Origin of the sequence: Kitasatospora sp. NPDC048296 (assembly GCF_043201815.1) — a bacterium.
GTDB lineage: Bacteria > Actinomycetota > Actinomycetes > Streptomycetales > Streptomycetaceae > Kitasatospora.
The window spans coordinates 1-23,260 of record NZ_JBICZB010000007.1 but is presented as its reverse complement, the minus strand read 5'-3'; the positions used below and the strand labels follow the sequence as shown (position 1 = coordinate 23,260).

The following is a 23,260-nucleotide window of genomic DNA, read 5'->3' as shown; positions in this document are numbered from 1 at the left end:
CTTCCGTCACCCCCGGACGGAGGAGCGGCCCCGCAGCCGTTTTCCGGCCAGCCGCCGGCCGGTCAACTCGTCACGGCTCGTTGAGTTTTAGTAACGTGGCGCTGATCGGAAAAACCCGCGAGCACGACCGACAGGTACGTCCTGTACGTACTTGTCGGACAGGCTCGCGGGATCGGCGCTGTCACGGATGGACGATCGCTCAGGTGTACTTCGCTTACCGCCCTTCCTTCGACCCATCCATCGACCGGGCCGCGGATCCGGTGGCTTCGCCCATATCCCGCCGGGCCTTATCCCCCTGCGCGGGCCCGAGCGAGACCTGGTGAACATCAGGAACGGCCTGCACGAGTTCCCCGCCCGACTCCGCCGGGCCGGCGGCGACCTGGTGGTCGGGGTGCTGATCGCGCTGGGCGCCATGCTCTCGGTCTGCCTGTTCCTGATCACCGCCTATTTCGTGATCCTCTTCGTCATCGGTATCGGCGCGGTGATGCTGCCGATCGTGACCAAGTGGGTCCGCTGGCTGTGCAACGCCAACCGGCGGGTGGCCGCCCGATCGGGAATCGAGATCGCCGTTCCCTACCGGCCGGAGCCCCAGGAGTTCGAGAAGGACATCGTCGGCTGGATCCGCCGCTGCAAATGGATTCTGACCGATCCGGCGAGCTGGCGGGACCTGCTCTGGCTGCTGCTCAACTCGGTCGTCGGCATGATCGGTTTCCTGCCCGCCGCGGTGCTCTACTACGTCCTCGAAGGGTTCGCGCTGGCCTGCGGCCTGTGGCGGCCCATCCTGCGGGCGCAGGGCAGCGGGCGCGAGTACTTCTTCGTCCCGATCCAGAGCCAACCCACCGCCGCCCTGGGCGCGCTGGCGGCAGCGGCGCTCTTCGTCGTCTGGGTGTGGTACAGCCCGGTCTTCCTCACCGCGCACGCGTACTTCACCCGCCTGCTGCTCGGCCCCACCGAGCGCTCCCAACTCACCGTCCGGGTCCAGCACCTGGCCGAGACCCGATCCGGTGCCCTGGACGCGGCGGCCGCCGAACTGCGCCGGATCGAACGCGACCTGCACGACGGTGCCCAGGCCAGGCTGGTCAGCCTCGGCATGACCCTCGGGGCGCTCGAACGCCACCTCGGCAGCGAATCGGACGAGGCCCGCAGGCTGCTGCGCGACGCCCGCACCTCCTCCATCTCGGCCCTGCGTGAGCTGCGCGACCTGGTGCGCGGCATCCACCCGCCGATCCTCGCCGAACGCGGCCTGGCCGACGCGCTGCGCGCACTCGGCCTGGCCAGCCCGCTCCGGGTCGAGGTGACGGTGAGCATCCCGGGCGAGATGCCGCCACCGCTCGAATCCGCCCTGTACTTCGCGGTGTCCGAGCTGCTGGCCAACGCCCTGAAGTACTCCGGCGCCGAGCACGTCGAGGTCAGCGCCTGGCACGACGGCGCCGTGCTGCACGCCCGGGTCACCGACGACGGCCGCGGCGGTGCCGACGCCACCAAGGGAACCGGTCTGCACGGCATCCGGCGGCGGCTGGCGACCTTCGACGGAACCCTCGACATCAGTAGCCCGCTGGGCGGTCCGACCGCAATCAAGATGGAGATACCGTGCGTGTTGTCCTCGCTGAAGACCTCTTCCTCCTGAGGCAGGGGCTGATCCAACTCCTGGACGCCTACGGCTTCGAGACCGTGGCGGCCGTCGACAACGGTCCCGACCTGCTCGAAGCCGCCGCCAGGCATCGTCCCGACATCCTGATCGTCGACGTCCGGCTGCCGCCGACCTTCACCACCGAAGGCCTCAAGGCCGCCCTGCAGGCCAGGCGTGAGATCCCCAAACTCCCGATCCTCGTGCTCTCCCAGCACGTCGAGCAGATGTACGCCAGGGAGCTGCTCGCCGACGGCACCGGCGGCATCGGCTACCTGCTCAAGGACAGCGTCTTCGACAACGAGCAGTTCATCGACGCGATCCGCCGGGTTGCCGCCGGCGGTACCGCCATGGACCCCTCCGTGGTCTCCCAACTGATGGTGAGCCACGCACGCGACGAACCGCTCGCCGCACTCACGGCACGAGAGCGCAGCGTCCTGGAGCTGATGGCCGAGGGCTGCTCCAACACCGCCATCGCACAACGCCTCGTCATCACCGAGGGTTCGGCGGCCAAGCACATCTCGAACATCTTCGTCAAGCTCATGCTGCCCCCGGACAGCGACAGCAACCGGCGCGTCCTGGCGGTCCTCGCCTACCTCAACGCCTGAGTGGACGCACGAGGCCCTGTCCGGCCGGTCGCGCCGGGCGATCGCGTCGGACAGGGCCCGGGTAGCGACATGAACACCAGCCGTACGTAGGGGGGGTAAGGGGTACTCGAGCCGGGTGCGAGGTTCTAGCGTCCGAGGGAGCCGAGCGAGGCGGAGCCCCACGTCCTTCGGGTGCCGACACTGCCACGCGTGGCTATCAGCACGCTACTTGGCCAAGCGCGGTTTTGTTGACCGAGCCATGAAAATGAGCGGGATCAATTTTGAGTACTCAATCCGCTGGTAGCTCAATGCCAAGGTCACCGCAAGCCCACACCCCCTCCGCGGCCCAGCCCTACGCTCGTGAGGTATCGCCCATGGAGTGGGTGTTCCTGGGCATGGGGCCGGGCCACTGCGTGGCCCATGTGGTCGAAGGCGAGGGAGAACTGACGTCCAATCAGCTGACCCGGGCGGTCGAGGTCGCCGCGCGGGCGTCCCCCGGGATGCGGCTGGTCCGCCAGGGCAAGCGCTGGGTGGACGGTGGGACGGCGCCGTCCGTGGTGGTGCTCGACGACGCCGGCGGCCTGCTCGACTCGCCCGCCCTGCAGCGCCCGCTGGACGCGAGAGGCCGGACCTGCGAGGTGCTGCTGGTGCCCGGAACACGTTCCACCGTGGTGTTCCGCGCCTTCCACGGCATCACCGACGGGCGCGGCCTGCTGCAGTGGGCGGGCGACGTCTTCCGGGTGCTGCGCGGCGAGGAGCCGTTGGGCGCGGACTCCCGGCTCAACGACAGCGAGCTGATCCTGGGGCTCGACCGGCAAGGTGGCCTGCCGCCGGCCCAGCCCAACCCGAAGCTGGAGTGGCCGCCGCTGCTCGGTCGCCGCTCACCGGGCTCCTCCGGCGTGCTCTGGCGCCGCCGTACCGTCGACGGCCGCCACCCGGCGGCGACGGCCAAGGTGGCCGCGGCCCTGGCGCGGACGTACGGCTCCGGGCGCGGACGGTTCTTCGTCCCCGTCGACCTGCGCCGGCACCGTCCGGAGCTGCGCTCCACGGCCTCGCTGGCCCGTGCGGTGCAGCTGCAGGTCGAGGTCGGCGACGGCTGGCAGGAGGTGCAGCAGCGGCTGCTCACCCTGCTCGCCGCGGACGCGGAGCTGGCCCCGCAGTTCGCCGACTCGATCCTGCGCACGCCGCTGCCGGTGATGCGCCTCGTCAACGCCGGGATCGACTACCTCGCGGCCAGGAAGAACCAGTACAACAGCCTGGCCTACGTCTCCCACGCGGGCAACGTCGCACTGGCCGACTTCTGCGCCGGGGACTTCCAGGCGGATGCGGTCTATCCGCTGGGCACCACAGGACCCGGCGGCCCGCTCGAGGTCAACCTGCTGGAGAGCGCGGGCCGCACCGAGATCACCGTGGCCTGGCACAACGGCCCCGGCCTGGCGAAGCGGGCCGAAGCCGTGCTGGACACCATCGAGGAAGCACTCTCCCCGCGCGAGCACCGGCAGTGGGAGGGAAACCGCACCGAGCGCCCACTGCCCTCCCAGCGCTCGGTGGTCGAACTCTTCCGGGAGCAGGTCGAGCGCACGCCGGAGCGGATCGCGCTCAGCGGCCCCGAGGGCGAGGTCAGCTACGCGCAACTGAGCCGCCGCGCGGACGCGGTCGCCGCAGAGCTGCGCGCGCGGGGCGTCGGCCCAGGCGACGTGGTCGGGCTGCTCGCGGGCCGCACGGCGGCCGCGATTGCCGCGGTGTGGGGCGTGCTGCGGGCCGGGGCCTGCTACCTCCCGCTGGACGCCCGGCACCCGGACGCGCGCATCTCCGGCCTACTGGCCGACGCCGACTGCACCTACTGCCTGGTGGAGAAGCCCTACGACACCCGCGAGTGCGTCAAGTCGGGCTGCAAGCCGCTGATCCTGGACGACCTCGCCGTGGACGGCGCCGCGCCGCAGGACTGGCAGGACGTCGTCGTCGCCCCCGAGGACCTGGCCTACACCATCTACACCTCGGGCTCGACCGGGCGGCCGAAGGGCGTGCAGATCGAGCACCGGAACCTGGTCAACTACGTCCACTGGGGGATCCGCGCCTTCGACGTGGACGCCGACACCCGGCTGCCGCTGCTGACCTCGCCCTCCTTCGACGTCACGGGCACCTCCGTCTTCCTGCCGCTGCTGGCGGGCGGCCAGGTGATCCTGATGCCGGAGGACCCCAACCACCTCTCGTTGCGCCGACTCCTGGAGGAGTCGGGCGCCAACGCGCTCAACCTGACCCCCTCCCACCTCGACCTGATCGGACAGCTCGACCTGTCACCCACCGGGTACCGCACGGTGATCGTGATCGGCGAGCAGCTGCGGGTGGAGGTCGCCGCCCGAGCCCAGCAGATGTTCGGGCCCAACTGCCGGATCATCAACGAGTACGGGCCGACCGAGGCCACCATCGGGTGCATCGCGCACACCTTCGATGCCGAACTGGACGGCGGCATCGCCGTGGTGCCGATCGGGCTGCCCGCGGACAACACCACGGTGCACCTGCTCGACCCGGACGGCCGGTTCGTCGCCCCCGGCGAGACCGGCGAGATGTACCTGGGTGGCGTACAGGTCGCTCGCGGCTACCTCGGCCGCCCCGAGCTCACCCGCGAGCGCTTCGTCCACCTCGCCGACGGCAGCCGCGTCTACCGCACCGGCGACCTGGCACGGATCCTGCCGTCGGGCGAGATCGAGTGCGTGGGACGGGTCGACGACCAGGTCAAGGTGCGCGGTCACCGGGTGGAGCCGGCCGAGGTGGCCCAGGCCCTGGAAGAGCACCCGGCCGTGGACCGGGCCGTGGTGGTCGCCCGTAGCCGGGCCGGGCAGTCGGGCAAGGCCCTGTACGGCTACGCCCTGACCAACTCGGCGGTCACACCGGATGAGTTGACCGAGCACCTGGCTGCAGTGCTGCCCTCGTACATGCTCCCCGCCGCCATCACGATGGTGTCGGAACTGCCCTACACGGTGAGCGGCAAGGTCGACACGAAGGCCCTGCCCGACCCGTTCGCCGACGAGTCGCCCACCGGCGCGGCGCCGCTCACCCCGATGGACCCGACCGAGGAGGCGGTGGCCGACATCTGGGCACGCACCCTGGGGACGGAGCGTTCCCGGCTGGAGGCCCAGTCCGACTTCCACCACCTCGGCGGGGACTCCGTGTCGCTGCTCGGCATGCTCGCGGCCGTCTGCCGCGAGGTGCTGACCTCGGACCAGGAGGCCGCCTTCATGGCCGAGTTGCCCGAGATCCTCGCCGAGCCCACCGTGGAACGCGTAGCCGCCCTGGCCCGCGACGCCCGCGGCTAGGCCTACCGCGGACCGGCGCCGTCCGGCCCCCGGGGACAGGTCGGCGGTGCCCTGACAGCGCAAACACTGATGGTCGACGAGGGTTTCTGCCCTTGTCGACCATCAGTGTTCAATGGCGGCTGGTGGCCTGAGCCAGAGATCCGGTGGCAGTTGGCGGCGACTTTGTCGAGGATCTCGTCGGTCACCGGCAATGGAAGGATCTTCCATCCAGGGCAACCCATGCCCATCAAGCGACAAATCTCCGACTCAGGTCACTGGCTAGTAGGTGCCCCACTCCCGGTCGGTGGAGACGATCTCGCGGCCGAGTGGCATCAGCGAGATCGGGATCATCTTGAGGTTGGCCCACCCGAAGGGGATCCCGATGATCGAGAGGAACAGCGGGATGCTGGTGGCCAGGTGCGCGAGGGCCAGCCACCATCCGGCGAAGACGAACCAGATCACGTTGCCGATACAGGACGCGGCCCCGGCGTCCCGCCGCTCGACGGTCGTCCGCCCGAACGGCCACAGTATGAACCCGGCGATCCGAAAGGAAGCAATGCCAAATGGGATGGTGATAATGAGCAGGCAGCAGATAATTCCGGCGAGCGTGTAGGCAAGTGCCATCCAAATGCCACAGAAAACCAGCCAGATGACATTGAGGATGAATTTCACTGCGTTCATGGCTGGTGCCTTCTCACGACTGGTGGCCTTGCTCTACCACCCTGCCATGCCCGCCCCCGCGCGTGTCTACGCCCCTAGGGGTCCTTCCTCGGGGTCGGTTCAGGGGCGCAGCCCTGCCCGGGAACCGCTCATGGACATCCTCACCGTCAGTGGGCGTCGCGGCAGGAGCCGGTGGGGGTGCAGAGGGTGATGGAGAGGGGCCGGCCGGTCGGGGGGATCCGGTAGTGGTATTCGGCGAAGGTGACGAGGTCGCCGGCACCGAGGTCGATGGTGCTGTGGTGGACGGGGCTGACGATGTGGGCGGTGTCGCCGGAGACGGTGATGTCGTCCACCTGGCCGCGGTAGGCCGTGAAGGCGTAGGCGTCCACGCCTGCCGTGGTGTCGGTCGGCATGGGGGTGCGGGGGATGAGGTCCTTGATGGCGGTGAACCAGATGGTCGTGGGTGCCTCGCCCGCGTGGTTGATGATGGCGTAGCAGACGTCGAGGTTGTCCACCAGCCAGAACGCCATCGCCCGGTACCGGCCGTCGGTGTCGAGGACCACCAGGGTCGGTCGTGTCGGTTTCGGGCACTGGGGTGGTGTGTTGAGCGACGCGATGAGGTCCACGATCCACTGCGCGGACGGCGGGGCGGGTTCGGGGAGAAGGACGGGGTGGCGGAACGGGCCGGGGGCGGGGATCGGTTCGCACGCGGCGGCCGCGGTCAGGGCCGTCACCAGTGCCGCCGTCGAACAGAGCGCACCGAAGCTGCGTTTCATCGTTTCTCCCCCGGAACGACGGGTGCGCCCCAGGATGCGTCCCCGACTCGGGCGGCGGCAAGACTCCGGGCGCGGGCCGCGCCCGGAGTCCGGTGCTGCGTCAGGAGGGGCGGGGGAGGTAGGCGAGGCCGTGGGCGCCGGGCTCGGCGAGCTTGGGGAGGGTGAGGCGGGAGACGGGGGTGAGGGTGTCGAGGTCGATGATGTCGACGGTGGAGGAGACGACGCTGGAGACGTAGGCGAGGCGGCCGTCGGGGGAGGAGGTGATGGTGAGGGGGAAGAGGCCGATGTCGACGGAGCCGAGGTGCCGGTGGGTGTCGGCGGAGAAGACGGTGAGGAGGCCTGGGGCCTGGCGGCCGAGGGGGGAGTCGGGGGCGGGGATCGCGCGGGTCTCGCCGGCCAGGAGCTTGCCGGTGGAGGTCAGGTGGACCGGGATCACGGGGTGCTCGGTGGGGAGGGTGGCGGTCACCGAGGCCGAGCGGGCGTCGATGACGCGGATGCCGGGGGCGGAGTCGGGCTTCGTGGCGAAGCCGAGGTAGGGGGCGGCGACGTAGGCGCGGGTGCCGTCGTGGGAGACGGCGAGGCCCTCGCTGCCGGGGACCTCGACCTTGGCGGTCAGGACGCCGCGGTCGAGGTCCACGATGGACACGAACGGGGCCTCCTTGTTGGTGGCGAAGCCGGTGCGGCCGTCCGGGGAGATTGCGAACCAGTGCGGGCCGGGGGCGTCGGTGTCGATCCGGCCGATCGGGCGGCGGGTCTCGGTGTCGATGACCACGACGCCGCCGGGGCGGTCCGCCGAGGCCTCGACGCTGACGTAGAGGCGGCGGCGCGCCGGGTCCAGGGCCAGGCCGTGCGGGCCGTGCTCGGGGGCGAGGTCGATCACCTCGACGATCCGGCGGGTGTCGGCGTCGATGACGGTCAGCTTGGTGCAGTGGCCGCTGTGGGCGTTGTAGTAGCCGGAGTGGTACGCGCTGCTGCACCAGAGCAGGCGCTGGGTCGGGTCGAAGCACAACTCGTGCGGCTGGGCGGTGACTTCGATGCTGTCGAGGAGGTCGTCGGTGGCGGCGTCGAAGAAGGAGACGGTCGGCCCGCTCTGGCTGACGGCGGCGAGGACGTCGCCGGCGAGGTGGGACCGAGGGTTGTTCGGCACGGGTGCTCCTTGGAACGGATGTCGAGTGGACGGTGCGGACGGGTTCCACTCTCGGCGGCCCGGGGCGGCGGAACAATGCAAGGATTGGCACCACATTGTTGACGTGGACGCAAAAGGCCAGTTCAGGAGCCTCGAATGGATCTCAACCTGCTGCGGGCCCTGGACGCCCTGCTCCAGGAGAACAGCGTGACCCGGGCCGCCGAGCGGCTCGGCACCTCGCCGGCGGCGGTGAGCCGGATGCTGGCCCGGCTGCGCCGGGCGATTGGCGATCCGCTGCTGGTGCGGGCCGGTCAGGGCCTGGTGCCGACACCGCGGGCGGTCGAACTGCGGGAGGAGGTGGGAGAGTTGCTGCGCGGCTGCGAGAACGTGCTGCGGCCCGGGGCGGGCTTCGATCCCGTGCACCTGGAGCGGACCTTCACCGTACAGACCAGCGATCTGGTGCTGGTCCGGGTGGCCGGACCGCTGACCGAGCGGATCCGCGCGGAGGCGCCGAACGTCGACGTGGTGTTCCTGCCGGAGGCGCTGGAGGGCGGGCCGGCGCTGCGCCAGGGGATGGTGGACGTCGAGGTGGGCGTGCTCGGGCAGTTGGACCCGGAGATCCGCACCCGGCCGCTGGTCAGTGCGCCGGTGGTGGCCGTGGCGCGCGACGGCCACCCGCTGTTCGAGGGGCGGATCACCGCTCGGCGCTTCGCCGCCGCCGATCACATCGGTGTCTCCCGGCGGGGCAAGCGGCTCGGGCCGATCGACGCCGCGCTGGCCGAGCGTGGGCTGCGGCGCCGGGTGGCGGTGGTGGCGCCCAGCCACACCGGTGCGATGCTGCTGGCCCGGGACAGCGACCTGGTCTCGCTCGGCCTGGCGGACTGGCTGCCGGAGACCCTCGCCGCGCTGGGCCTGCGCACCTTCCCGATCCCGCTCCAACTCGCTCCGCTGGAGCTGGGGATGGCCTGGCACCCGCGCAACTCGGCGGATCCGGGCCACCGTTGGTTCCGCGAGCACCTGGCAGCCGCCGTCCGGCAGGCGCGGGCGGAGTGAGACAGCGGAGTGAGACAGCGGAGGGAGACGGCGGAGTGAGACGGCGGAATGGCGCGGCGGAGTGACACGGCGGAGGGGATGGCGGGGAACGGCAAGGGGCGCGGTACGGACCCCACCGTCCGTACCGCGCCGCTCAGTTGAGCTGCGTCACCGGCGCAGCGGGCCCTCGCAGGTGTAGTCGGCGGTGCCCGCCTTGCCGTTGGTCCAGACGTCGACCTTGCCGAAGGCGCAGTTCATGTCGTTGAGGTTGTTGGCGTCCTCCACGTCCTTGGTGCGGCTGAGGATGAAGTAGTCCACGGTGTCGGACATGTCCTTGAAGACCTTGTCCGGGTTGGCGGAGTCGGAGAGGTTGGCGGTGATCCTGCCGGTGCAGATGAAGCGCATCGGCTTGTTGGCCCAGTCCCCGTTGTCCTTGCAGTTCGGCGTGGCGCCGGTGGCGCCGGCGAACGCGTCCTGGACGTCGGCGGCCTCGGCGAGGTCCAGCGAGCCGTTGTCGATGAAGGAGGTCGACGGCACGTACAGGTTGTCGACGTTCTTGATCTGCGCGTCCAGGAAGGCGTAGTACTCGGTCTGCAGGGCGGCGTCGGCGCCCATCCGGTCGCGCCAGGCGTCGAAGCCGGCCGGGTCGTCGGCGCGCTGGTAGCCGTACATCTCGCGGATCAGCGAGGGGTGCTTCTGCCAGAGGAACTCGAAGAAGGTGCCGGCGTAGTTGTAGAAGTGGAACGCCGGGGTGTCGTTGTAACTGGAGTGCAGGATCTGGGCGATGGTCATCCGGGGGATGCCGGAGGCCTCGTCCGAGGCGAGCTTGCGGACCAGCGACTTGCGCACCAGGATGCCCTGGTCGCGGGTGGAGCCGTCGAAGAACTCGGCGGTGCCCTCGTCCATCGCGGTGACCTTGTCGTTGGCGTACCAGCGCTGGTCGCCGAAGTAACCGGGCACCGCCCAGCGGCCGTTGAGGTAGTGCACGTACTCGTGGCGGAACAGTTCCTCCAGCGTGAGGGTGGAGTCCTGCGGGACGCGCCGCTGGTACGTGTAGAAGGTGGCGCCGCGCTCGATGTAGATGCCGCCGTTGTTGGTGCTGTAGCCGGTGAGGATCGGGTGGTACACCTCGTAGTCGGCGCGCGAGGCGTACAGGTGGATGTGCAGGGTGGTGTTGATGTCGTCGGCGAGCGGCTGGTCGGTGCCGAGGACGCGGAAGTACTGGCTCTTCACCTGTTTGCTGGCGTAGTACATCTGGTCGACGGTGGCCTTGTCGAGGGCGGTGCGGACCTCGACGGCGCCGTTGTCGTAGGTGTACGTGTGCGGGAAGAGCCTGGCCTCCAGGTCGGATATGCAGACGCCGTACTGCTGGCAGACGCCGTAGGTGTTGGCCCAGCCGATGGCCTTGGCCCACGGGTCGGACCACTCGCCGAAGGCGGTCCTGGTGGCGTCGATCAGCGGGCCGAGGTCGGCGACGGTGGCGTCGTGCAGGGCCGGGACCTGGCCGAAGCGGCCGTACTCGCCGACGGCGTCGCGGGCGGCCCAGGCGTTCCGGGTGCCCTTGAGGTGGCTCCAGGAGGCGTACGCGCGGAACGCGGCCCGGTAGTCGGCGTCGGAGGCGACGGCGGCGAGGAAGGCCGGGTCCTGGTTGTAGATCCCCAGGTAGTTGAGGTTGAGCGCCTGCAGGACGGTGTTGCCCCAGTGGGTGTTGTCGGCGAGGGCGGTACCGGGGGCGAGCACGGCGAGGATGCGCTTGGCGAGGCCCAGGTTGTGCTGGCGCAGGCCGTCGGCGCCGGCGGTGATGGCGGTCTCGCGCAGGATGTCGGCGGCCAGGTCGGTGCCGTCGAAGGCGTGCGCGCTGCCCGCGTACGTCGTGACGGCCTGCTGGATCGCGGCGAGCGTGGCCGGGTCGCCGACGTTCAGCTCGTGGTGGCCGAAGGCGTGGTAGACGGTCGCGTGCAGGTACGTCCACAGCTCGTAGAGGTGGGAGGCCCCGGTGCCGTCGTCGGTGGCGGACAGCTGGGTGATCCGGTGGGCGACGGCCTGGACGTGGGCGTTGTCCATGGTGGTGGTGAACCGGGCGTCCCAGGTCCAGATGACCGAGCGCAGGCAGCCGTCGGCGGTGACGGCCGGGTCGGCGAGGAAGGCGACCAGCTGGTCCGGGTTGAGGCCGGTGAAGCCGTCGACGGTGCAGGGCACCCCGGCGCTGGTGCGGGGTGCGGTGCCGGCGGGGGTGGCGGCGAGCTGGTCGGCGGTCGGGGCGGGCGCGCCGACGTGGTCGGGCAGCAGGCCGGGGATCAGGGTGCCGCCGAGCGAGCCGCCGCCGGGGGCCGGGGCGGGGGCGCCGGGCTTGGCGGTGGCGGTGCCGAGGTGGTCGGCGTCGTCGTAGGCGGTGCGCTGGTCGGGGTCGGTCTGGGCGGGCGTGGTCTGGGTGGGCGTGGTCCGGGCGGGTCCGGCCTTGGTGGCCGTCGCCGACGGGGCGGGGGTGGGTGCGGCGGCCTGGGCGCTCTGCAGGGTGGGCAGTGTGAGGGTCGCGGCCGTCGCGGCGGCGAGCAGGACTCGCTTGGCAACGCGGGAAGTTGACACCGATTCTCCTGGAGGGGGGAGTGGCAGTGCGGTGTGAGGCGGCAGTGCGGTGGGTTTTCGGCTCGGGACTGCCGGGGGAGACCGGGGCGGACGCTGTGGGGTCGACCGCCCTCGGGTGAGCCGTAACATAGCAATGTGAAATTGCACCTGCCAAGAGGGTGAACAGGGTTGACCCCGGCTCGGCGTCCAGTCGCAGTTCGGGATACCCTGCGGGGGTACGCGGCAGCCGGAGACGGTCGGGAGGCGAACCATGGCGCGGCAGCGGCCGAACGGTGCGCCGGTCCCGTCGGTGCTGCGTCTGCTGCTCCTCGCCGCCCTGCTGTTGGGCGTCGTGACGATGCACACCCTCGGCCACCCGACCGGCGGCCACGGCGGGCATGAGGGCCACCCGGAAAGCGGGCGGGTGCCTCGGGTTTCAGTCCGAGGGTGAAGCCCGTTGTCTGTGGAGCAGGACGGGAAGCGGAGTTTCGCCGTCGAGGCGGACCGCCGTCCACCCCGATCGGACGGGCCGGTTCTGCTGCTCGATGTATCGGCGCAGGATGCTGATCGGTGCGCCGCCGATCGATCCGGCGAAGTAGGCGCCGGGTCATAGGTATTGTGCTCGCCGGTAGTGCTGTACGAGGTCTGGGAATTCTCCCCCGGAGGAGGCGCCTCCAGGCGCAGGCGGCGGGAGCTGACGCCTTTGAGGCTGTTGACCAGCTCGGATATGGCGAGACTCGACGGGAGGTTCACCAAAGGGTGGCCGTGGCCGTTCTCGCTGTTGAACTCGACCGGCTCGGTTCGAAGTCGGCGCACACTGTCCGCGTGATCTCCTCCACGCGCTTGAGGTGCGTGCCGTTGAACACCCGGTGCCGGTGCTTCGTCACGAAAACCAAGCGGGCGTGCACGGCGAATGCGCAGCGTCTACCCGAATCTCCTGATACCCGGCCACAAACGGACCCTAGTTAGTACAGTGATTGTTATGCAGCTCCGGTACTCCTTCCGTATCCACCCGACGGCGGGCCAGTGCAAGTCGCTGGCCCGTGCGTTCGGGTGTGCGCGGGTGGTGTGGAACGATGCGCTGCGCCTGCGGCAGGATGCGCACGCGGCGGGGCTGCCGTTCCCGAGGTCTGCCGACCTGTCCAAGTCCCTGATCACGCAGGCGAAGAAGACCGCCGAGCGTGAGTGGCTTTCCGGCGCACCTGTGGGTGTGCTGCAACAGTCCCTGCGCGACCAGGACCAGGCATGGCGGAACTTCTTCGACAGTGTCAAGGGCAAGCGGCCCGGCCTGAAGGTCGAGCCGCCCCGGTTCAAGACGCGCAGGGACAACCGGCAGAGTGCCCGCTACACCCGCTCGGACCGCTGGTCGGTCACCGAAGCCGATCGGCTGCGCCTTCCGAAGGTCGGAGACATCAAGGTCACGTGGTCTCGGCGGCTGCCGTCCGAGCCGTCGTCCGTGACGGTGGTCAAGGACCCGGCGGGACGGTACTGGGCATCGTTCGTGGTTGAGACCGATCCCGCCGCCGATCTCCTTCCCGAGATCGGAGCGGACTGCGGGATAGACCTCGGGCTTACGCACTTCGCGATCACCGACCAGGGTGTGAAGATCGACAGTCCCCGGTTCCTGCGCCGTGCCGAGAAGAAACTCAAGAAGGCGCAGCGGGAGCTGTCCCGCAAGGTCAGGGGGTCGAGGAACCGGGAGAAGGCCCGGGTCAAGGTCGCGCGGGCGCATGCCCGGGTGGCGAACGCGCGTAAGGACTGGCAGCACAAGCTCTCCACCCGACTGATCAGCGAGAACCAAGCTGTGTACGTCGAGACGCTGAGCGTCGCCGGTCTCGGGCGGACCCGCCTGGCCAAGTCCGTGCACGATGCCGGATGGGCACAATTCGTCGGCATGCTGGAGTACAAGGCCGCCCGTTACGGGCGCACTGTGATTCGGGTGGACAGGGGATTCCCCTCCTCCCGGCTGTGTTCCGCCTGTGGACACAACACCGGAGCGAAGCCGCTCAGCGTCCGGGAGTGGGGGTGCCCGCACTGCGGCACCCGGCACGATCGGGACGTGAACGCGGCCCGCAACATCCGAACCGAGGGCCGCCGCATCCGTGCGGTCCGACAGCACCACATACCGGGGGACGTACCGGCCCTCACCGGGTGACCGAGTGAGGTAAACGCCTGCGGATCGCCAGAAGACCACCCGGTCGGAAATCGGGAGGCACGCGAGCAACCCCCACCAGGGGAGGAAGCAGGAACCAACCATCACGCCCAGGCGCAGCGGTACCGCGCGAAGCGTGGTCGGGATCCTCAGCGCGCACGCGGGGGAGTTTGGGAGTCAAAACGTCTACCACTCGGAGGCCGGCATGATGACCGTCCTCGGTTACCAGGCGTAACCCCGGTCCACGTTCTGAGACGCCGGGCCGGGGGCCACCCCCTCGCCCCGGTCCACGTTCTGAGACGCCGGGCCGGGGGCCACCTCCCCCGCCCCGGCGCCCGCCCCGCCACACCGTGCCACCCGCCCCGACCTGCGCAGCCATGACGTTTTCTTAACGCGGGCCGATGACGACTCCTTAACGGCTGTCGCATAGCCTGGCGCACTGCCGTCGCCCGACGGCGCTTTTACGGGGTCTTTAAACAAGAGGTGCAAGGTGGTTTCGTCGGGTTCGACGGAGACGGCGACGGAGGATCCGTCGTCGGCTCGAATACGGCTCCGCAGCTGGCTGCTGGAGGACATGTCCCCGGACAAGTCCGCCCACAAGGCCGGCACGGAGGCGCCGGAAGGCGGTGCGGAGCCGGGGGACTCCGCCGCCGACGCCGCGCACGGTGCGCACGCGGGCCAGCCGTGGTGGCGCGTGATGTGCCTGACCGGCCTGGACTACTTCTCCACGCTCGGTTACCAGCCGGGCATCGCCGCCCTCGCGGCCGGCCTGCTGTCGCCGATCGCCACGATCGTGCTCGTGCTCGTCACCCTGCTGGGCGCACTGCCGGTCTACCGGCGGGTCGCCCAGGAGAGCCCGCGCGGCGAGGGCTCGATCGCGATGCTGGAGCGGCTGCTGTCGTTCTGGAAGGGCAAGCTGTTCGTCCTCGCCCTGCTCGGCTTCGCGGCGACGGACTTCATCATCACGATCACGCTCTCGGCCGCCGACGCCAGCGCGCACCTGGTCGAGAACCCGCACCTGACCAGCGTGCTCGGCGGCAAGCAGATGATCATCACGCTGATCCTGGTCGCCCTGCTCGGCGCGGTCTTCCTCAAGGGCTTCAGCGAGGCCATCGGTCTGGCCGTGGCGCTCGTCGCGGTCTACCTGACGCTCAACGTGGTCGTCGTCGCGGTCGGCATCTGGAAGATCATCCAGGCGCCGCACGTCGTCGCCGACTGGTCCAACGCGCTGACCGCCGAGCACGGCAACGTGTTCGTCATGATCGGCGTCTCGCTCGTCGTCTTCCCGAAGCTCGCGCTCGGCATGTCCGGCTTCGAGACCGGCGTCGCCGTGATGCCGCACATCAAGGGCGACGCCGGCGACACCGCCGCGAACCCGGCCGGCCGGATCCGCGGCACCCGCAGGCTGCTCACCACCGCGGCCGTGATCATGAGCGCCTTCCTGATCGCCACCAGCTTCATCTGCACGCTGCTCATCCCGGCCAAGGAGTTCGAGGACGGCGGCCAGGCCAACGGCCGCGCCCTCGCCTACCTGGCGCACGAGTACCTGGGCGGCACCTTCGGCAGCGTCTACGACCTGTCGACCATCGCCATCCTGTGGTTCGCCGGCGCCTCCGCCATGGCGGGCATGCTCAACCTCCTGCCCCGCTACCTGCCGCGCTACGGCATGGCCCCGCACTGGGCCCGCGCCGTCCGCCCGATGGTGATCGTCCTGACGATCGTCGGCTTCCTGATCACCTGGCTGTTCGACGCGAACGTCGACGCCCAGGGCGGTGCCTACGCCACCGGTGTGCTGGTCCTGATCAGCTCGGCGGCCATCGCCGTCACCATCGCCGCCTACAAGAAGCGCCAGCGCGGCTGGACCATCGCCTTCGGGATCATCTCGGCGGTGTTCCTGTACACCACCGTGCTGAACACCATGGAGCGCCCGGACGGCGTCAAGATCGGTGCCTGCTTCATCGCCGGCATCATCCTGGTCTCGCTGCTCTCCCGTCTGAAGCGAGCCTTCGAGCTGCGGGTCACGGACGTCGTGCTGGACGAGACGGCCGAGCGCTTCATCCGCGACTACGCCCACCGCCCGCTGCGCCTGATCGCCAACGAGCCGACCAACCGGGACGTCGCCGAGTACCGCGACAAGATCCGGCAGATCCGCGCCGACAACGACATCCCGGGCGAGGACGACCTGGTCTTCGTCGAGGTGACGGTCCGCGACGCGTCGGACTTCGAGTCCGAGCTGACCGTGCGCGGCGAGGTGCTGCACGGCCGCTACCGGGTGCTCGCCCTGGAGAGCTCCAGCATCCCGAACGCGATCGCCGCGCTGGCGCTCACCGTCCGGGACCGCACCGGGCAGCGGCCGCACCTGTACTTCGAGTGGACCGAGGGCAACCCCTTCGCCCAGTTCCTGCGGTTCTTCCTGTTCGGTCAGGGCGAGGTCGCGCCGGTCACCCGAGAGGTGCTGCGCGAGGCGGAGCCGGACCGGACCAAGCGTCCGCGCGTCCACGTCGGCTGACCCGCGCCCCGCGCCGCAACGGCCCGTCCGGTCCTCCACGACCGGGCGGGCCGTCGCCGTTCCCGTAGGCACCCTTAGAGTGCGATCGGACCAACACCCCGTTGGTCGAGCACAGCGCCGGACACCGCGAGAAAGGGCCCAGCCCGCATGAGTACCGCACCCGAGCACTACGACCGTCTCCTCGCCGCCCACTACACCTGGATGCTCGGCGGCGACATCCCCGCGCTCGCCGAGGCGCAGGCCGAACTGCTGGCCGGGCTGGGGGTCGCGCCCGAGGCCGGTTCCGGCACCGCGGTGGACCTCGGCGCCGGCCCGGGCACCCAGACCCTGGCGCTGGCCGCGCTCGGCTTCGGGCCCGTCCTCGCGGTCGACACCAGCGCGCCGCTGCTGGCCGAGCTGACCGAGTCGGCGGCGAAGGCCGGGCACGCCGAGGCGGTCCGGACCGTACGGGCCGACCTGCGCGGCGCGCTGCCGCAGCACACCGAGCCGGGTTCGGTGGCGGCGGTGGTCTGCATGGGCGACACCATCACCCACCTGCCGTCCCGCGCGGACGTGGCCGCACTGCTGCGCGACGCCGCCGCCGCGCTCGCCCCGGGCGGGCGGCTGGTGCTCACCTTCCGCGACCTCACCCGCCCGCTGGCCGGCACCGAGCGCTTCCTGCCGGTGCGCTCCACCCCGGACCGGATCATGACCTGCTTCCTGGAGTACCCGGACGAGGACACCGCGCTGGTGCACGACCTGATCCACACCCGCGCCGGCGAGGGCTGGACCCAGCAGGTCAGCAGCTACCCGAAGCTGCGGCTGGCGGTCGGCTGGGTGGAGGACCAGGTGCGCGCGGCGGGCCTGGAGGTGCGCCACAGCGAGACCAACGCGCGGGGACTGCACGTGCTGGCGGCGGTGCGGCCGTAGCCCGGTCGTAGCGCTGGGGCGCCTCGCGGAGAACCCCTCGGGGGACGACCGCAGGGCGCCGCCCACGCCGGAGGGGGGCGTGGGCGGCGGGTCGGTGGGGCGCGGTCAGGACGGCAGGCGCAGCACCAGGCCGGGCTCGATGAGGTCCGGGTCCTCGCCCACGACGGAGCGGTTGAGCGCGTAGAGGGCGGGCCAGCCGCCGGGGACGCGCAGCTCGGTGGCGATCTGGTCCAGGGTGTCGTCCTCGCGGACGGTCCACTGGCCGTCGTCGGCGGAATCGGAGGTGGACGTGGACGCGGGGGCCGACGTGGAGGCCGGCGGCGGCGCCACGGGGGCGTGCCCGTGGTCACGGGCGGCCCCGTGGCCGTGGCCCTGGCCCTGGCCGTGACCGTTGCCGCGGCCGTTGACGGCGCGGGCGCCGCAGACCGGCCACGGGGAGAGGCCGCGACGGTCGGCGAGGTGCTGGGCGACCGCCATCTGTTCCTCGCGGCTGGCGAGGTCGGGGCGCGGGGCGTAGGCGAGGCCGCCGTTCGCCCGCCAGGTGGACTGGTCGAACTGGAGGCCGCCGAAGTAGCCGTTGCCGCTGTTGACGTGCCAGTTGCCGCTGCTCTCGCAGGCCGCCACGCGCTCCCAGTCGTACTTCCCGGCGTCCGGCCTCCGGGCGGGATCGGTCCCGGTCTCCCCGCCTGGGGGTGCGGCGTGGGCCGCGGAGGAGGCGAGGGCCACGGCGAGGGCGCAGAGCGCGGTGGGGACGAGGCGGCGGAGACGAGCGGTGGGAGGCATGGGCGACTCTCAGATCCGGGGACAGGGCGTGCACCGCCCGGAGACGGCGCCCTCCAACCGACGCATGCCGAGTGGGGCGTACGGTCGGCGACACGTCCGACAGGTCACCCGCTCGGCCCCCCGGGACCACCCCGGCGGCCCCCGGACATCCGGCCGTACCCCTGCTGAAGGTCCGACTCCTGGAGTGGCCGGGATGCCTCTCGACGAAGGGTACGGACGAACGATGACGATCGATCAGGGCACCGTACGGGCCGAGCTGGGGGTGATCGGCGGTTCGGGGCTGTACGCGCTGCTGGACGACGTGGCGGAGGTGCGGGTCGACACGCCGTACGGTCCGCCCAGTGACGCGCTGTTCGTGGGTGAGGTGGCGGGGCGGCGGGTGGCGTTCGTGCCCCGGCACGGGCGTGGCCACAGGCTGCCGCCGCACCGGTGCTCGCACGCCCTGGACGGGGTCGTCACCGGGCTGCCGGGGGTGGTCGCCGGCTGAGCCGGGACGCCCGCCGTCCGCGCGCTGAGCCCCCGGGAGGAGTCGTACGCGAGCACGCAGTACTCGCCGCAGCAGTGGACGACCACCTCGGTGTCGGCGGGCAGCTCGTCCGGGCGGTCGGCGAGCTCGTCGACCGGGATGTCGACCGGCTGGAGAGCGCGCCCCGGATGTGCCCGCGGTTGCTGCATCCGGACGCAGACGGCACTGTCAAACCAGGAGGACCGAGATGCGCTTCGCCGACGAACACCTGATACCGCTGGTCGACGAGGGACTGGGCAACAGCGCCTACCTGGTCGACCTGGGCGACGGCCGCGCCCTGGCCGTGGACGCCAGCCGGGACCTGCGCGCCCTGCGGGCCGCCGCCGATCGGCGCGGGCTGACCGTGGCCTTCGCCGCCGACACCCACCTGCACGCCGACTTCCTCTCCGGCGCCGTCCAGCTCGGCCACGACGACGGCGCCACCGTGCTCGCCTCCGCCGCCGGCCACCGAGCCTTTCCGCACACCCCGCTCGCCGACGGCGACGAGGTCGACCTCGGCGGGCTCGCGCTGCGCGCCCTCGCCACCCCCGGGCACACCGACGAGCACCTCTCCTTCCTGCTCCTCGACGGCGCCGGAGCCGGTGCCACCGAGCTCGGCGTCTTCACCGGCGGCTCGCTGATCGTCGACTCCGCCGCCCGCCCCGATCTGCTCGGCCCCGAGCGCACCGAGGAACTCGCCCGCGCCCAGTACCGCTCGCTGCGCCGCCTCGCAACCCTCCCCGACCACCTCCCGGTCTGGCCCACCCACGGCGTCGGCTCCTTCTGCTCCGCCCCGCCCGGCGCCGCCCGCACCACCACCGTCGGCGCCCAGAAGCAGTCCAACCCGCTGCTCGCCGCGCCCACCGAGGACGCCTTCGTCGCCGAACTGCTCGCGAGCCTCGGCAGCTATCCCGCCTACTTCGCCCGCCTCGGCGAACTCAACCGCACCGGGCCCCGGGTGCTCGGCGGCACGCCGCGGCTCCCGCTGCTCGACGCGGCCCAGCTCGGCCGACTGCTCGCGAGCGGCGGCCAGGTCGTGGACGTCCGCCCGGCCGCCGACTACGCCGCCGGGCACATCCCCGGCGCCCTCTCCATCCCGCTGCGCGGCCAGTTCGCCACCTGGCTCGGCTGGCTGCTGCCCGACACCGCCCCGCTGGCCTTCGTCACCGGCGAGGACCAGGACCTCGACGAACTGGTCTGGCAGGCCCACAAGATCGGCTACGAGCGCGTGGCCGGCCGACTGGCGGGCGGCATGCGGGCCTGGCGCGAGGCGGAAGGAGCCGTCGCCGCAACCGAGTTCGTCACCCCGGAGGAGGCCGGGCAGCGCCCGTACCTGGACGTCCGGCAGGAGTCCGAGTTCGCCGCCGGGCACGTCCCGGGCGCCACCCACATCGAACTGGGCTCGCTGACCGGCCGCGCCGCAGACGCCCCGCAGGGTGCGCTGGTCGCCTGCGGCCGCGGCGAACGCGCGATGACCGCCGCCAGCATCCTGGAACGCGCCGGGCACACCGGACTGGCCGTTTTGCGCGGCGGGTTCGCCGAGTACGCCGCCGCCCGCGGTGTCCGCCTGGTCGAGGGAACGGCGGTGTGAGGCTGGGGGCCCGCAGCGCTTGACGCGCGGCGGGCTCATTGTCGCTCCCTGCCGCGACACGAGGAAGTGGACCTCGCGGGGCCTGATCTCCAGGCCGCTGATGCCGTCGGGCGTCGCGCCCAACTGGCGGGCGCCGAGGGCCGTCGCCTGGAAGGCCTCCTTGGATGCGAACGCGCCCGTGGTGACGACGGCGTTGCCGTCCGGGGTGACCCAGACCCCGACGGACTCGAAGCCGGGTTGCGTCCCATCGGATGGAAGCGTGAGGTGGGTCATCGTGGGCGCGTTGCGCACCCCGCGGGAGAAATGGGTCGAGGAGGGGCCGCGGGCGCTGGCTGTGGGTGGTGTGGACGCGGTGCGGATCGAGGCGCTCGCCAAGGTGCTGGGGGGTGACCGAGGGAGGGTTCTACGGCTACTTCGCCGACCGCGACGCACTGCTGGCCGAGATGCTGGACGCCTGGGAGCGCGAGGGCGTCGACGATGTGATCGACCGGGTCGAGCGGGGGTGCGACGACCCGAGGGAAAGGGTCCGCCTGGCCGGGCAGCTCATCTTCTCCGGCGACCGCCTGCTGCTCATCGACCTGGCCATCCGCGAATGGGCCCGCCGTGACCAGGCCGTCGCCGAGCGCCTGCGCCGCGTGGACAACAGGCGCATCCAGCTGATCCGCGACGTGCTGGGCCCCTCGTGTGCCGACCCCGAAGAGGTCGAGGCCCGTGCTCTGCTTGCCTTCTGTCTGGCCGTCGGCAACCACTTCCTCGCCGCCGACCACCCCGGCGGCATTCGCAGGGCGGTCATCACCCGCGCCGCCGACATCATCCTCGAGCTGCCGCCGGCAAGTTGAGGGTCAGGCGGCTTCGGCCCGGTCCATCGCGGCGGCGGCCGGCTGGGCGAGCCAGACCAGGCGGGTGCTGATCCCCGGCTGCTCGGGGTAGTGGCGCAGGGCGCGCTCGGGCGAGGCGAGGGTCAGGCGTGCCCGCCCGTCGATGCTGATCACGTGCGTCGACCCGGCGTGGTCGGCGAGCCCCCAGGCCACGACCCACCCGTCGGCGTCCGCGCGGCCTTCGTCGCACACCTGGACGACGGCGAAGAGCCGGGGTGCGGTGTCGAGCACGAGACCGTACAGCTCCTGGTCGAAGGGCGGCTGGGGGTTTGGCGAGGGCGCAGCAGTCATGGAAGTCTCCTACCTGAACGGGAGTTGGACGCCCCGGTGGGGCGAACCTGACGCAGAATCAAAAGTAGCCAGTCGGTAGTATGTAGTCCACCACTCTTGGAGAATTCATGGCACTACCACTCCATGGAGTGAAGGGCGAGTAGGGAAAGGGGGCAGCGGATGCCACCCAGCAAGATCCCGCCGAGCATCCGGCAGCGACGACTCGGCGCGGAGCTGCGCCGGTTGCGCGAGCAGGCAGGCCTGTCGGTCACGCGGGCCGGGGAGCTGCACGGCACTCAGCAGTCCCGGATCAGCAACATCGAATCCGGCGGATACCCGGTGAGCGCGGATCGGGTACGGAGCCTGGCGCGCCTCTACGGCTGCGCGGATGAGGCCCTCATCGAGGCGCTGACCCGCATGACCGGTGGCCGCACGCGGGGTTGGTGGGACGAGTACCGCGAGATCCTCCCGGCCGGAGCGCTCGACCTGGCGGAGGTCGAGCACCATTCGCAATCGATGCGGATTGCCACGGTGATTCACATCCCCGGCCTGCTCCAGACCCCTGAGCATGCTCGTGCGCTCTTCCGTGATGTAGTCCCTCCCTTGTCGCCGCCCGAAGTGGAACACCTTGTTTCTCATCGCATCAAGCGGCAGGCGGTGCTGTACGGGGAGCAGCCGATCCCGTTGTCGACCGTTGTCCATGAGACCGCCTTGCGGATGGGATTCGGTGGTCCGGAGGTCGCCCGGGATCAGCTGGAATACCTGCTGACTGTGAGCGAGTACCCGCACATCGACCTGCGGGTGATCCCGTTCGGCACCGGCAGCTTCCCCGGCTCCGGTGCTGGGATCGTGTACTTCGCCGCCGAGGTCGCACGGTTGGACTGCGTCCAGGTCGATGGGGACCGGTACGAGTTCATTGACACCGAGCCGCAGCTGATCAAGTATCGAGCCGTGTTGGATCGGTTGGAGGCGAGTGCGCTCAAGCCTGACGCGTCCCGCGACCTCATCCGCCGTGTTGCCCAAAGCATTTGAGATGGAAAACAAACATGGCCGTTCAGACCTGGCAGAAGTCCTCATTCAGCGGCGACACCGCCAACTGCATCTACCTAGCAGCGGCCCCGGACGGCGCCGTCAAGATCCGGGAGAGCGACGACCCTGACGTCATCCTCACCACATCGCCTGACAAGCTCCGCGCCTTCCTGCGCGGTGTCAAGGCAGGAGAGTTTGACCGCCTGGCAATGTAATCCAGAACTACCCTGACGGGCATGGATTGGCTCGAACGGGTGGCGGGGTTGCGGCGTTGGGTTCGCGATGGGGTGCGGGCTCCGCACAAGCCGTTGTTGCTGCTGTACGCGCTTGGCAGTTACCAGCGGGACGCGGACGGGGAGTTGCGCTACAGCGCGGTAGAGGCGGAGCTCAGTCGGCTGCTCGTTGAGTATGGGCCGTCGCATGCGACGACTCCCGCCTACCCGTTCCACTATCTGGTCAACGACGGTGTGTGGGAGGTGCGGACCGATCGGGGGCCGGGGAGCCCCGGTGCCGGGGTCGGAGTTCTTCGGTCGAGCGGGGCCACCGGCAGGCTCGCGTCCGGACTGCGGGTGGCGCTCGGGGAGGAGCCGGCGCTGTTGGGGCGGATGGCCCGGGTGTTGCTGGACGCGCACTTCCCGTCGTCCCTGCACGCCGACCTGAAGTTGCCCCGGTTTGATGGACAACCTTCCGCTTTGGGACACTGGGTCCCGCAAGGAGGAGTTCATCGTGCCAAGGACGCGTCCGGCCTACCCGCCGGAGTTCCGTCGCCAGATAGTCGAGCTGGTCAGGGCCGGCCGGTCGCCGGAGGAGCTGGCGAAGGAGTTCGAGCCGTCCGCCCAGACCATTCGCACCTGGGCCAACCAGGACCGGGTGGATGCCGGGGAGCGCCCCGGGCTGACCAGCGACGAGAAGGAGGAACTCGCCCAACTGCGCCGCGAGGTGAAGCAGTTGCGCGAGGAGAAGGA

At 70.8% G+C, this 23,260-nt stretch carries 18 protein-coding genes and 4 pseudogenes; 15 read left to right on the top strand and 7 right to left on the bottom strand.

The window, feature by feature from the left end; genetic code table 11:
* Nucleotides 1–319 precede the first annotated feature (319 nt).
* The 3 genes from ACGF12_RS07340 to ACGF12_RS07330 all read left to right on the top strand — a co-directional run bounded on the left by ACGF12_RS07340 (nt 320) and on the right by ACGF12_RS07330 (nt 5,531).
* Nucleotides 320–1,627 carry a sensor histidine kinase gene (locus ACGF12_RS07340; protein WP_393026811.1) on the top strand — a complete coding sequence of 436 codons (1,308 nt, stop codon included), beginning with the start codon at nt 320–322 and terminating at the stop codon, nt 1,625–1,627.
* Complete coding sequence (locus ACGF12_RS07335) at nt 1,591–2,235, top strand: response regulator (protein WP_393026808.1); 645 nt, start codon at nt 1,591–1,593, stop codon at nt 2,233–2,235. The genes ACGF12_RS07340 and ACGF12_RS07335 overlap by 37 nt, the downstream gene beginning before the upstream one ends.
* A 353-nt stretch (nt 2,236–2,588) precedes the next feature.
* Nucleotides 2,589–5,531: an amino acid adenylation domain-containing protein gene (locus ACGF12_RS07330; RefSeq protein ID WP_393026805.1), complete on the top strand. Its 2,943-nt coding sequence runs from the start codon at nt 2,589–2,591 to the stop codon at nt 5,529–5,531.
* A 258-nt stretch (nt 5,532–5,789) separates the two neighbouring features.
* Here the strand turns inward: ACGF12_RS07330 and ACGF12_RS07325 are convergent, their stop codons facing one another.
* The 3 genes from ACGF12_RS07325 to ACGF12_RS07315 form a co-directional block, all read right to left on the bottom strand.
* Nucleotides 5,790–6,191: a YccF domain-containing protein gene (locus tag ACGF12_RS07325; RefSeq protein WP_393026802.1), complete on the bottom strand. Its 402-nt coding sequence runs from the start codon at nt 6,189–6,191 to the stop codon at nt 5,790–5,792.
* A 146-nt stretch (nt 6,192–6,337) separates the two neighbouring features.
* The gene (locus tag ACGF12_RS07320) at nt 6,338–6,946 is read right to left on the bottom strand and encodes a hypothetical protein (RefSeq protein ID WP_393026799.1); all 609 of its coding nucleotides are present in this window, start codon (nt 6,944–6,946) and stop codon (nt 6,338–6,340) included.
* A 100-nt stretch (nt 6,947–7,046) separates the two neighbouring features.
* The gene (locus tag ACGF12_RS07315) at nt 7,047–8,093 is read right to left on the bottom strand and encodes a YncE family protein (protein WP_393026796.1); all 1,047 of its coding nucleotides are present in this window, start codon (nt 8,091–8,093) and stop codon (nt 7,047–7,049) included.
* 135 nt (nt 8,094–8,228) lie between these two features.
* On the opposite strand from ACGF12_RS07315, the gene ACGF12_RS07310 reads away from it, so the two are divergent.
* Nucleotides 8,229–9,125 (top strand): LysR family transcriptional regulator, encoded by an 897-nt coding sequence (locus ACGF12_RS07310; protein ID WP_393026793.1) that lies wholly within the window; start codon nt 8,229–8,231, stop codon nt 9,123–9,125.
* A gap of 147 nt (nt 9,126–9,272) precedes the next feature.
* On the opposite strand, the gene ACGF12_RS07305 is transcribed toward ACGF12_RS07310, so the two are convergent.
* Nucleotides 9,273–11,690, bottom strand: coding sequence for a collagenase (locus tag ACGF12_RS07305; protein ID WP_393026790.1), 2,418 nt, complete (start codon nt 11,688–11,690; stop codon nt 9,273–9,275).
* Nucleotides 11,691–11,940: 250 nt separating this feature from the next.
* Between ACGF12_RS07305 and ACGF12_RS07300 the strand changes: the two genes are divergently transcribed.
* Complete coding sequence (locus tag ACGF12_RS07300) at nt 11,941–12,120, top strand: hypothetical protein (protein WP_393027004.1); 180 nt, start codon at nt 11,941–11,943, stop codon at nt 12,118–12,120.
* Between the two features lie 75 nt (nt 12,121–12,195).
* Here ACGF12_RS07300 and tnpA read toward each other — a convergent pair.
* Nucleotides 12,196–12,577: pseudogene (gene tnpA / locus ACGF12_RS07295) on the bottom strand (IS200/IS605 family transposase); the annotation flags it as partial.
* A 74-nt stretch (nt 12,578–12,651) separates the two neighbouring features.
* On the opposite strand from tnpA, the gene ACGF12_RS07290 reads away from it, so the two are divergent.
* The 3 genes from ACGF12_RS07290 (at nt 12,652) to ACGF12_RS07280 (ending at nt 17,239) form a co-directional block, all read left to right on the top strand.
* Nucleotides 12,652–13,824, top strand: coding sequence for an RNA-guided endonuclease InsQ/TnpB family protein (locus ACGF12_RS07290; RefSeq protein ID WP_393026787.1), 1,173 nt, complete (start codon nt 12,652–12,654; stop codon nt 13,822–13,824).
* 571 nt (nt 13,825–14,395) lie between these two features.
* On the top strand, nt 14,396–16,330 hold the full coding sequence (locus ACGF12_RS07285; RefSeq protein WP_393026785.1) for an amino acid transporter: 1,935 nt from the start codon (nt 14,396–14,398) through the stop codon (nt 16,328–16,330).
* A 147-nt stretch (nt 16,331–16,477) separates the two neighbouring features.
* A complete protein-coding gene (locus ACGF12_RS07280) occupies nt 16,478–17,239 on the top strand; it encodes a methyltransferase domain-containing protein (RefSeq protein ID WP_393026782.1) in 762 nt (253 codons plus the stop codon).
* A gap of 105 nt (nt 17,240–17,344) precedes the next feature.
* On the opposite strand, the gene ACGF12_RS07275 is transcribed toward ACGF12_RS07280, so the two are convergent.
* On the bottom strand, nt 17,345–18,022 hold the full coding sequence (locus ACGF12_RS07275; protein WP_393026779.1) for a transglycosylase family protein: 678 nt from the start codon (nt 18,020–18,022) through the stop codon (nt 17,345–17,347).
* Between the two features lie 223 nt (nt 18,023–18,245).
* On the opposite strand from ACGF12_RS07275, the pseudogene ACGF12_RS07270 reads away from it, so the two are divergent.
* From ACGF12_RS07270 to ACGF12_RS07260, 3 genes and pseudogenes are all read left to right on the top strand, one after another.
* A pseudogene (locus ACGF12_RS07270) lies at nt 18,246–18,461 on the top strand (5'-methylthioadenosine phosphorylase); the annotation flags it as partial.
* Nucleotides 18,462–18,735: 274 nt separating this feature from the next.
* Complete coding sequence (locus ACGF12_RS07265; protein WP_393026776.1) at nt 18,736–20,118, top strand: rhodanese-like domain-containing protein; 1,383 nt, start codon at nt 18,736–18,738, stop codon at nt 20,116–20,118.
* Between the two features lie 274 nt (nt 20,119–20,392).
* Nucleotides 20,393–20,957 (top strand): annotated as a pseudogene (locus ACGF12_RS07260) (TetR/AcrR family transcriptional regulator).
* Nucleotides 20,958–20,960: 3 nt separating this feature from the next.
* Here ACGF12_RS07260 and ACGF12_RS07255 read toward each other — a convergent pair.
* The gene (locus tag ACGF12_RS07255) at nt 20,961–21,287 is read right to left on the bottom strand and encodes a hypothetical protein (RefSeq protein WP_393026773.1); all 327 of its coding nucleotides are present in this window, start codon (nt 21,285–21,287) and stop codon (nt 20,961–20,963) included.
* Nucleotides 21,288–21,446: 159 nt separating this feature from the next.
* On the opposite strand from ACGF12_RS07255, the gene ACGF12_RS07250 reads away from it, so the two are divergent.
* The 4 genes and pseudogenes from ACGF12_RS07250 to ACGF12_RS07235 form a co-directional block, all read left to right on the top strand.
* Complete coding sequence (locus tag ACGF12_RS07250) at nt 21,447–22,298, top strand: helix-turn-helix domain-containing protein (protein WP_393026770.1); 852 nt, start codon at nt 21,447–21,449, stop codon at nt 22,296–22,298.
* Nucleotides 22,299–22,312: 14 nt separating this feature from the next.
* On the top strand, nt 22,313–22,510 hold the full coding sequence (locus ACGF12_RS07245) for a DUF397 domain-containing protein (RefSeq protein ID WP_393026767.1): 198 nt from the start codon (nt 22,313–22,315) through the stop codon (nt 22,508–22,510).
* A gap of 21 nt (nt 22,511–22,531) precedes the next feature.
* Nucleotides 22,532–22,954: pseudogene (locus ACGF12_RS07240) on the top strand (restriction endonuclease); the annotation flags it as partial.
* Between the two features lie 67 nt (nt 22,955–23,021).
* Nucleotides 23,022–23,260 (top strand): transposase (locus ACGF12_RS07235; RefSeq protein WP_393026765.1); only part of this gene is annotated, 239 nt, incomplete at its 3' end.

Coding starts and splice junctions, on each gene's coding strand:
- ACGF12_RS07310 (WP_393026793.1), top strand. CDS start 8,229: ATGGATCTCAACCTGCTGCGGGCCCTGGACGCCCTGCTCCAGGAGAAC.
- ACGF12_RS07255 (WP_393026773.1), bottom strand. CDS start 21,287: ATGACTGCTGCGCCCTCGCCAAACCCCCAGCCGCCCTTCGACCAGGAG.
- ACGF12_RS07245 (WP_393026767.1), top strand. CDS start 22,313: ATGGCCGTTCAGACCTGGCAGAAGTCCTCATTCAGCGGCGACACCGCC.
- ACGF12_RS07325 (WP_393026802.1), bottom strand. CDS start 6,191: ATGAACGCAGTGAAATTCATCCTCAATGTCATCTGGCTGGTTTTCTGT.
- ACGF12_RS07320 (WP_393026799.1), bottom strand. CDS start 6,946: ATGAAACGCAGCTTCGGTGCGCTCTGTTCGACGGCGGCACTGGTGACG.
- ACGF12_RS07300 (WP_393027004.1), top strand. CDS start 11,941: ATGGCGCGGCAGCGGCCGAACGGTGCGCCGGTCCCGTCGGTGCTGCGT.
- ACGF12_RS07265 (WP_393026776.1), top strand. CDS start 18,736: ATGCGCTTCGCCGACGAACACCTGATACCGCTGGTCGACGAGGGACTG.
- ACGF12_RS07275 (WP_393026779.1), bottom strand. CDS start 18,022: ATGCCTCCCACCGCTCGTCTCCGCCGCCTCGTCCCCACCGCGCTCTGC.
- ACGF12_RS07250 (WP_393026770.1), top strand. CDS start 21,447: ATGCCACCCAGCAAGATCCCGCCGAGCATCCGGCAGCGACGACTCGGC.
- ACGF12_RS07290 (WP_393026787.1), top strand. CDS start 12,652: ATGCAGCTCCGGTACTCCTTCCGTATCCACCCGACGGCGGGCCAGTGC.
- ACGF12_RS07285 (WP_393026785.1), top strand. CDS start 14,396: ATGTCCCCGGACAAGTCCGCCCACAAGGCCGGCACGGAGGCGCCGGAA.
- ACGF12_RS07330 (WP_393026805.1), top strand. CDS start 2,589: ATGGAGTGGGTGTTCCTGGGCATGGGGCCGGGCCACTGCGTGGCCCAT.
- ACGF12_RS07280 (WP_393026782.1), top strand. CDS start 16,478: ATGAGTACCGCACCCGAGCACTACGACCGTCTCCTCGCCGCCCACTAC.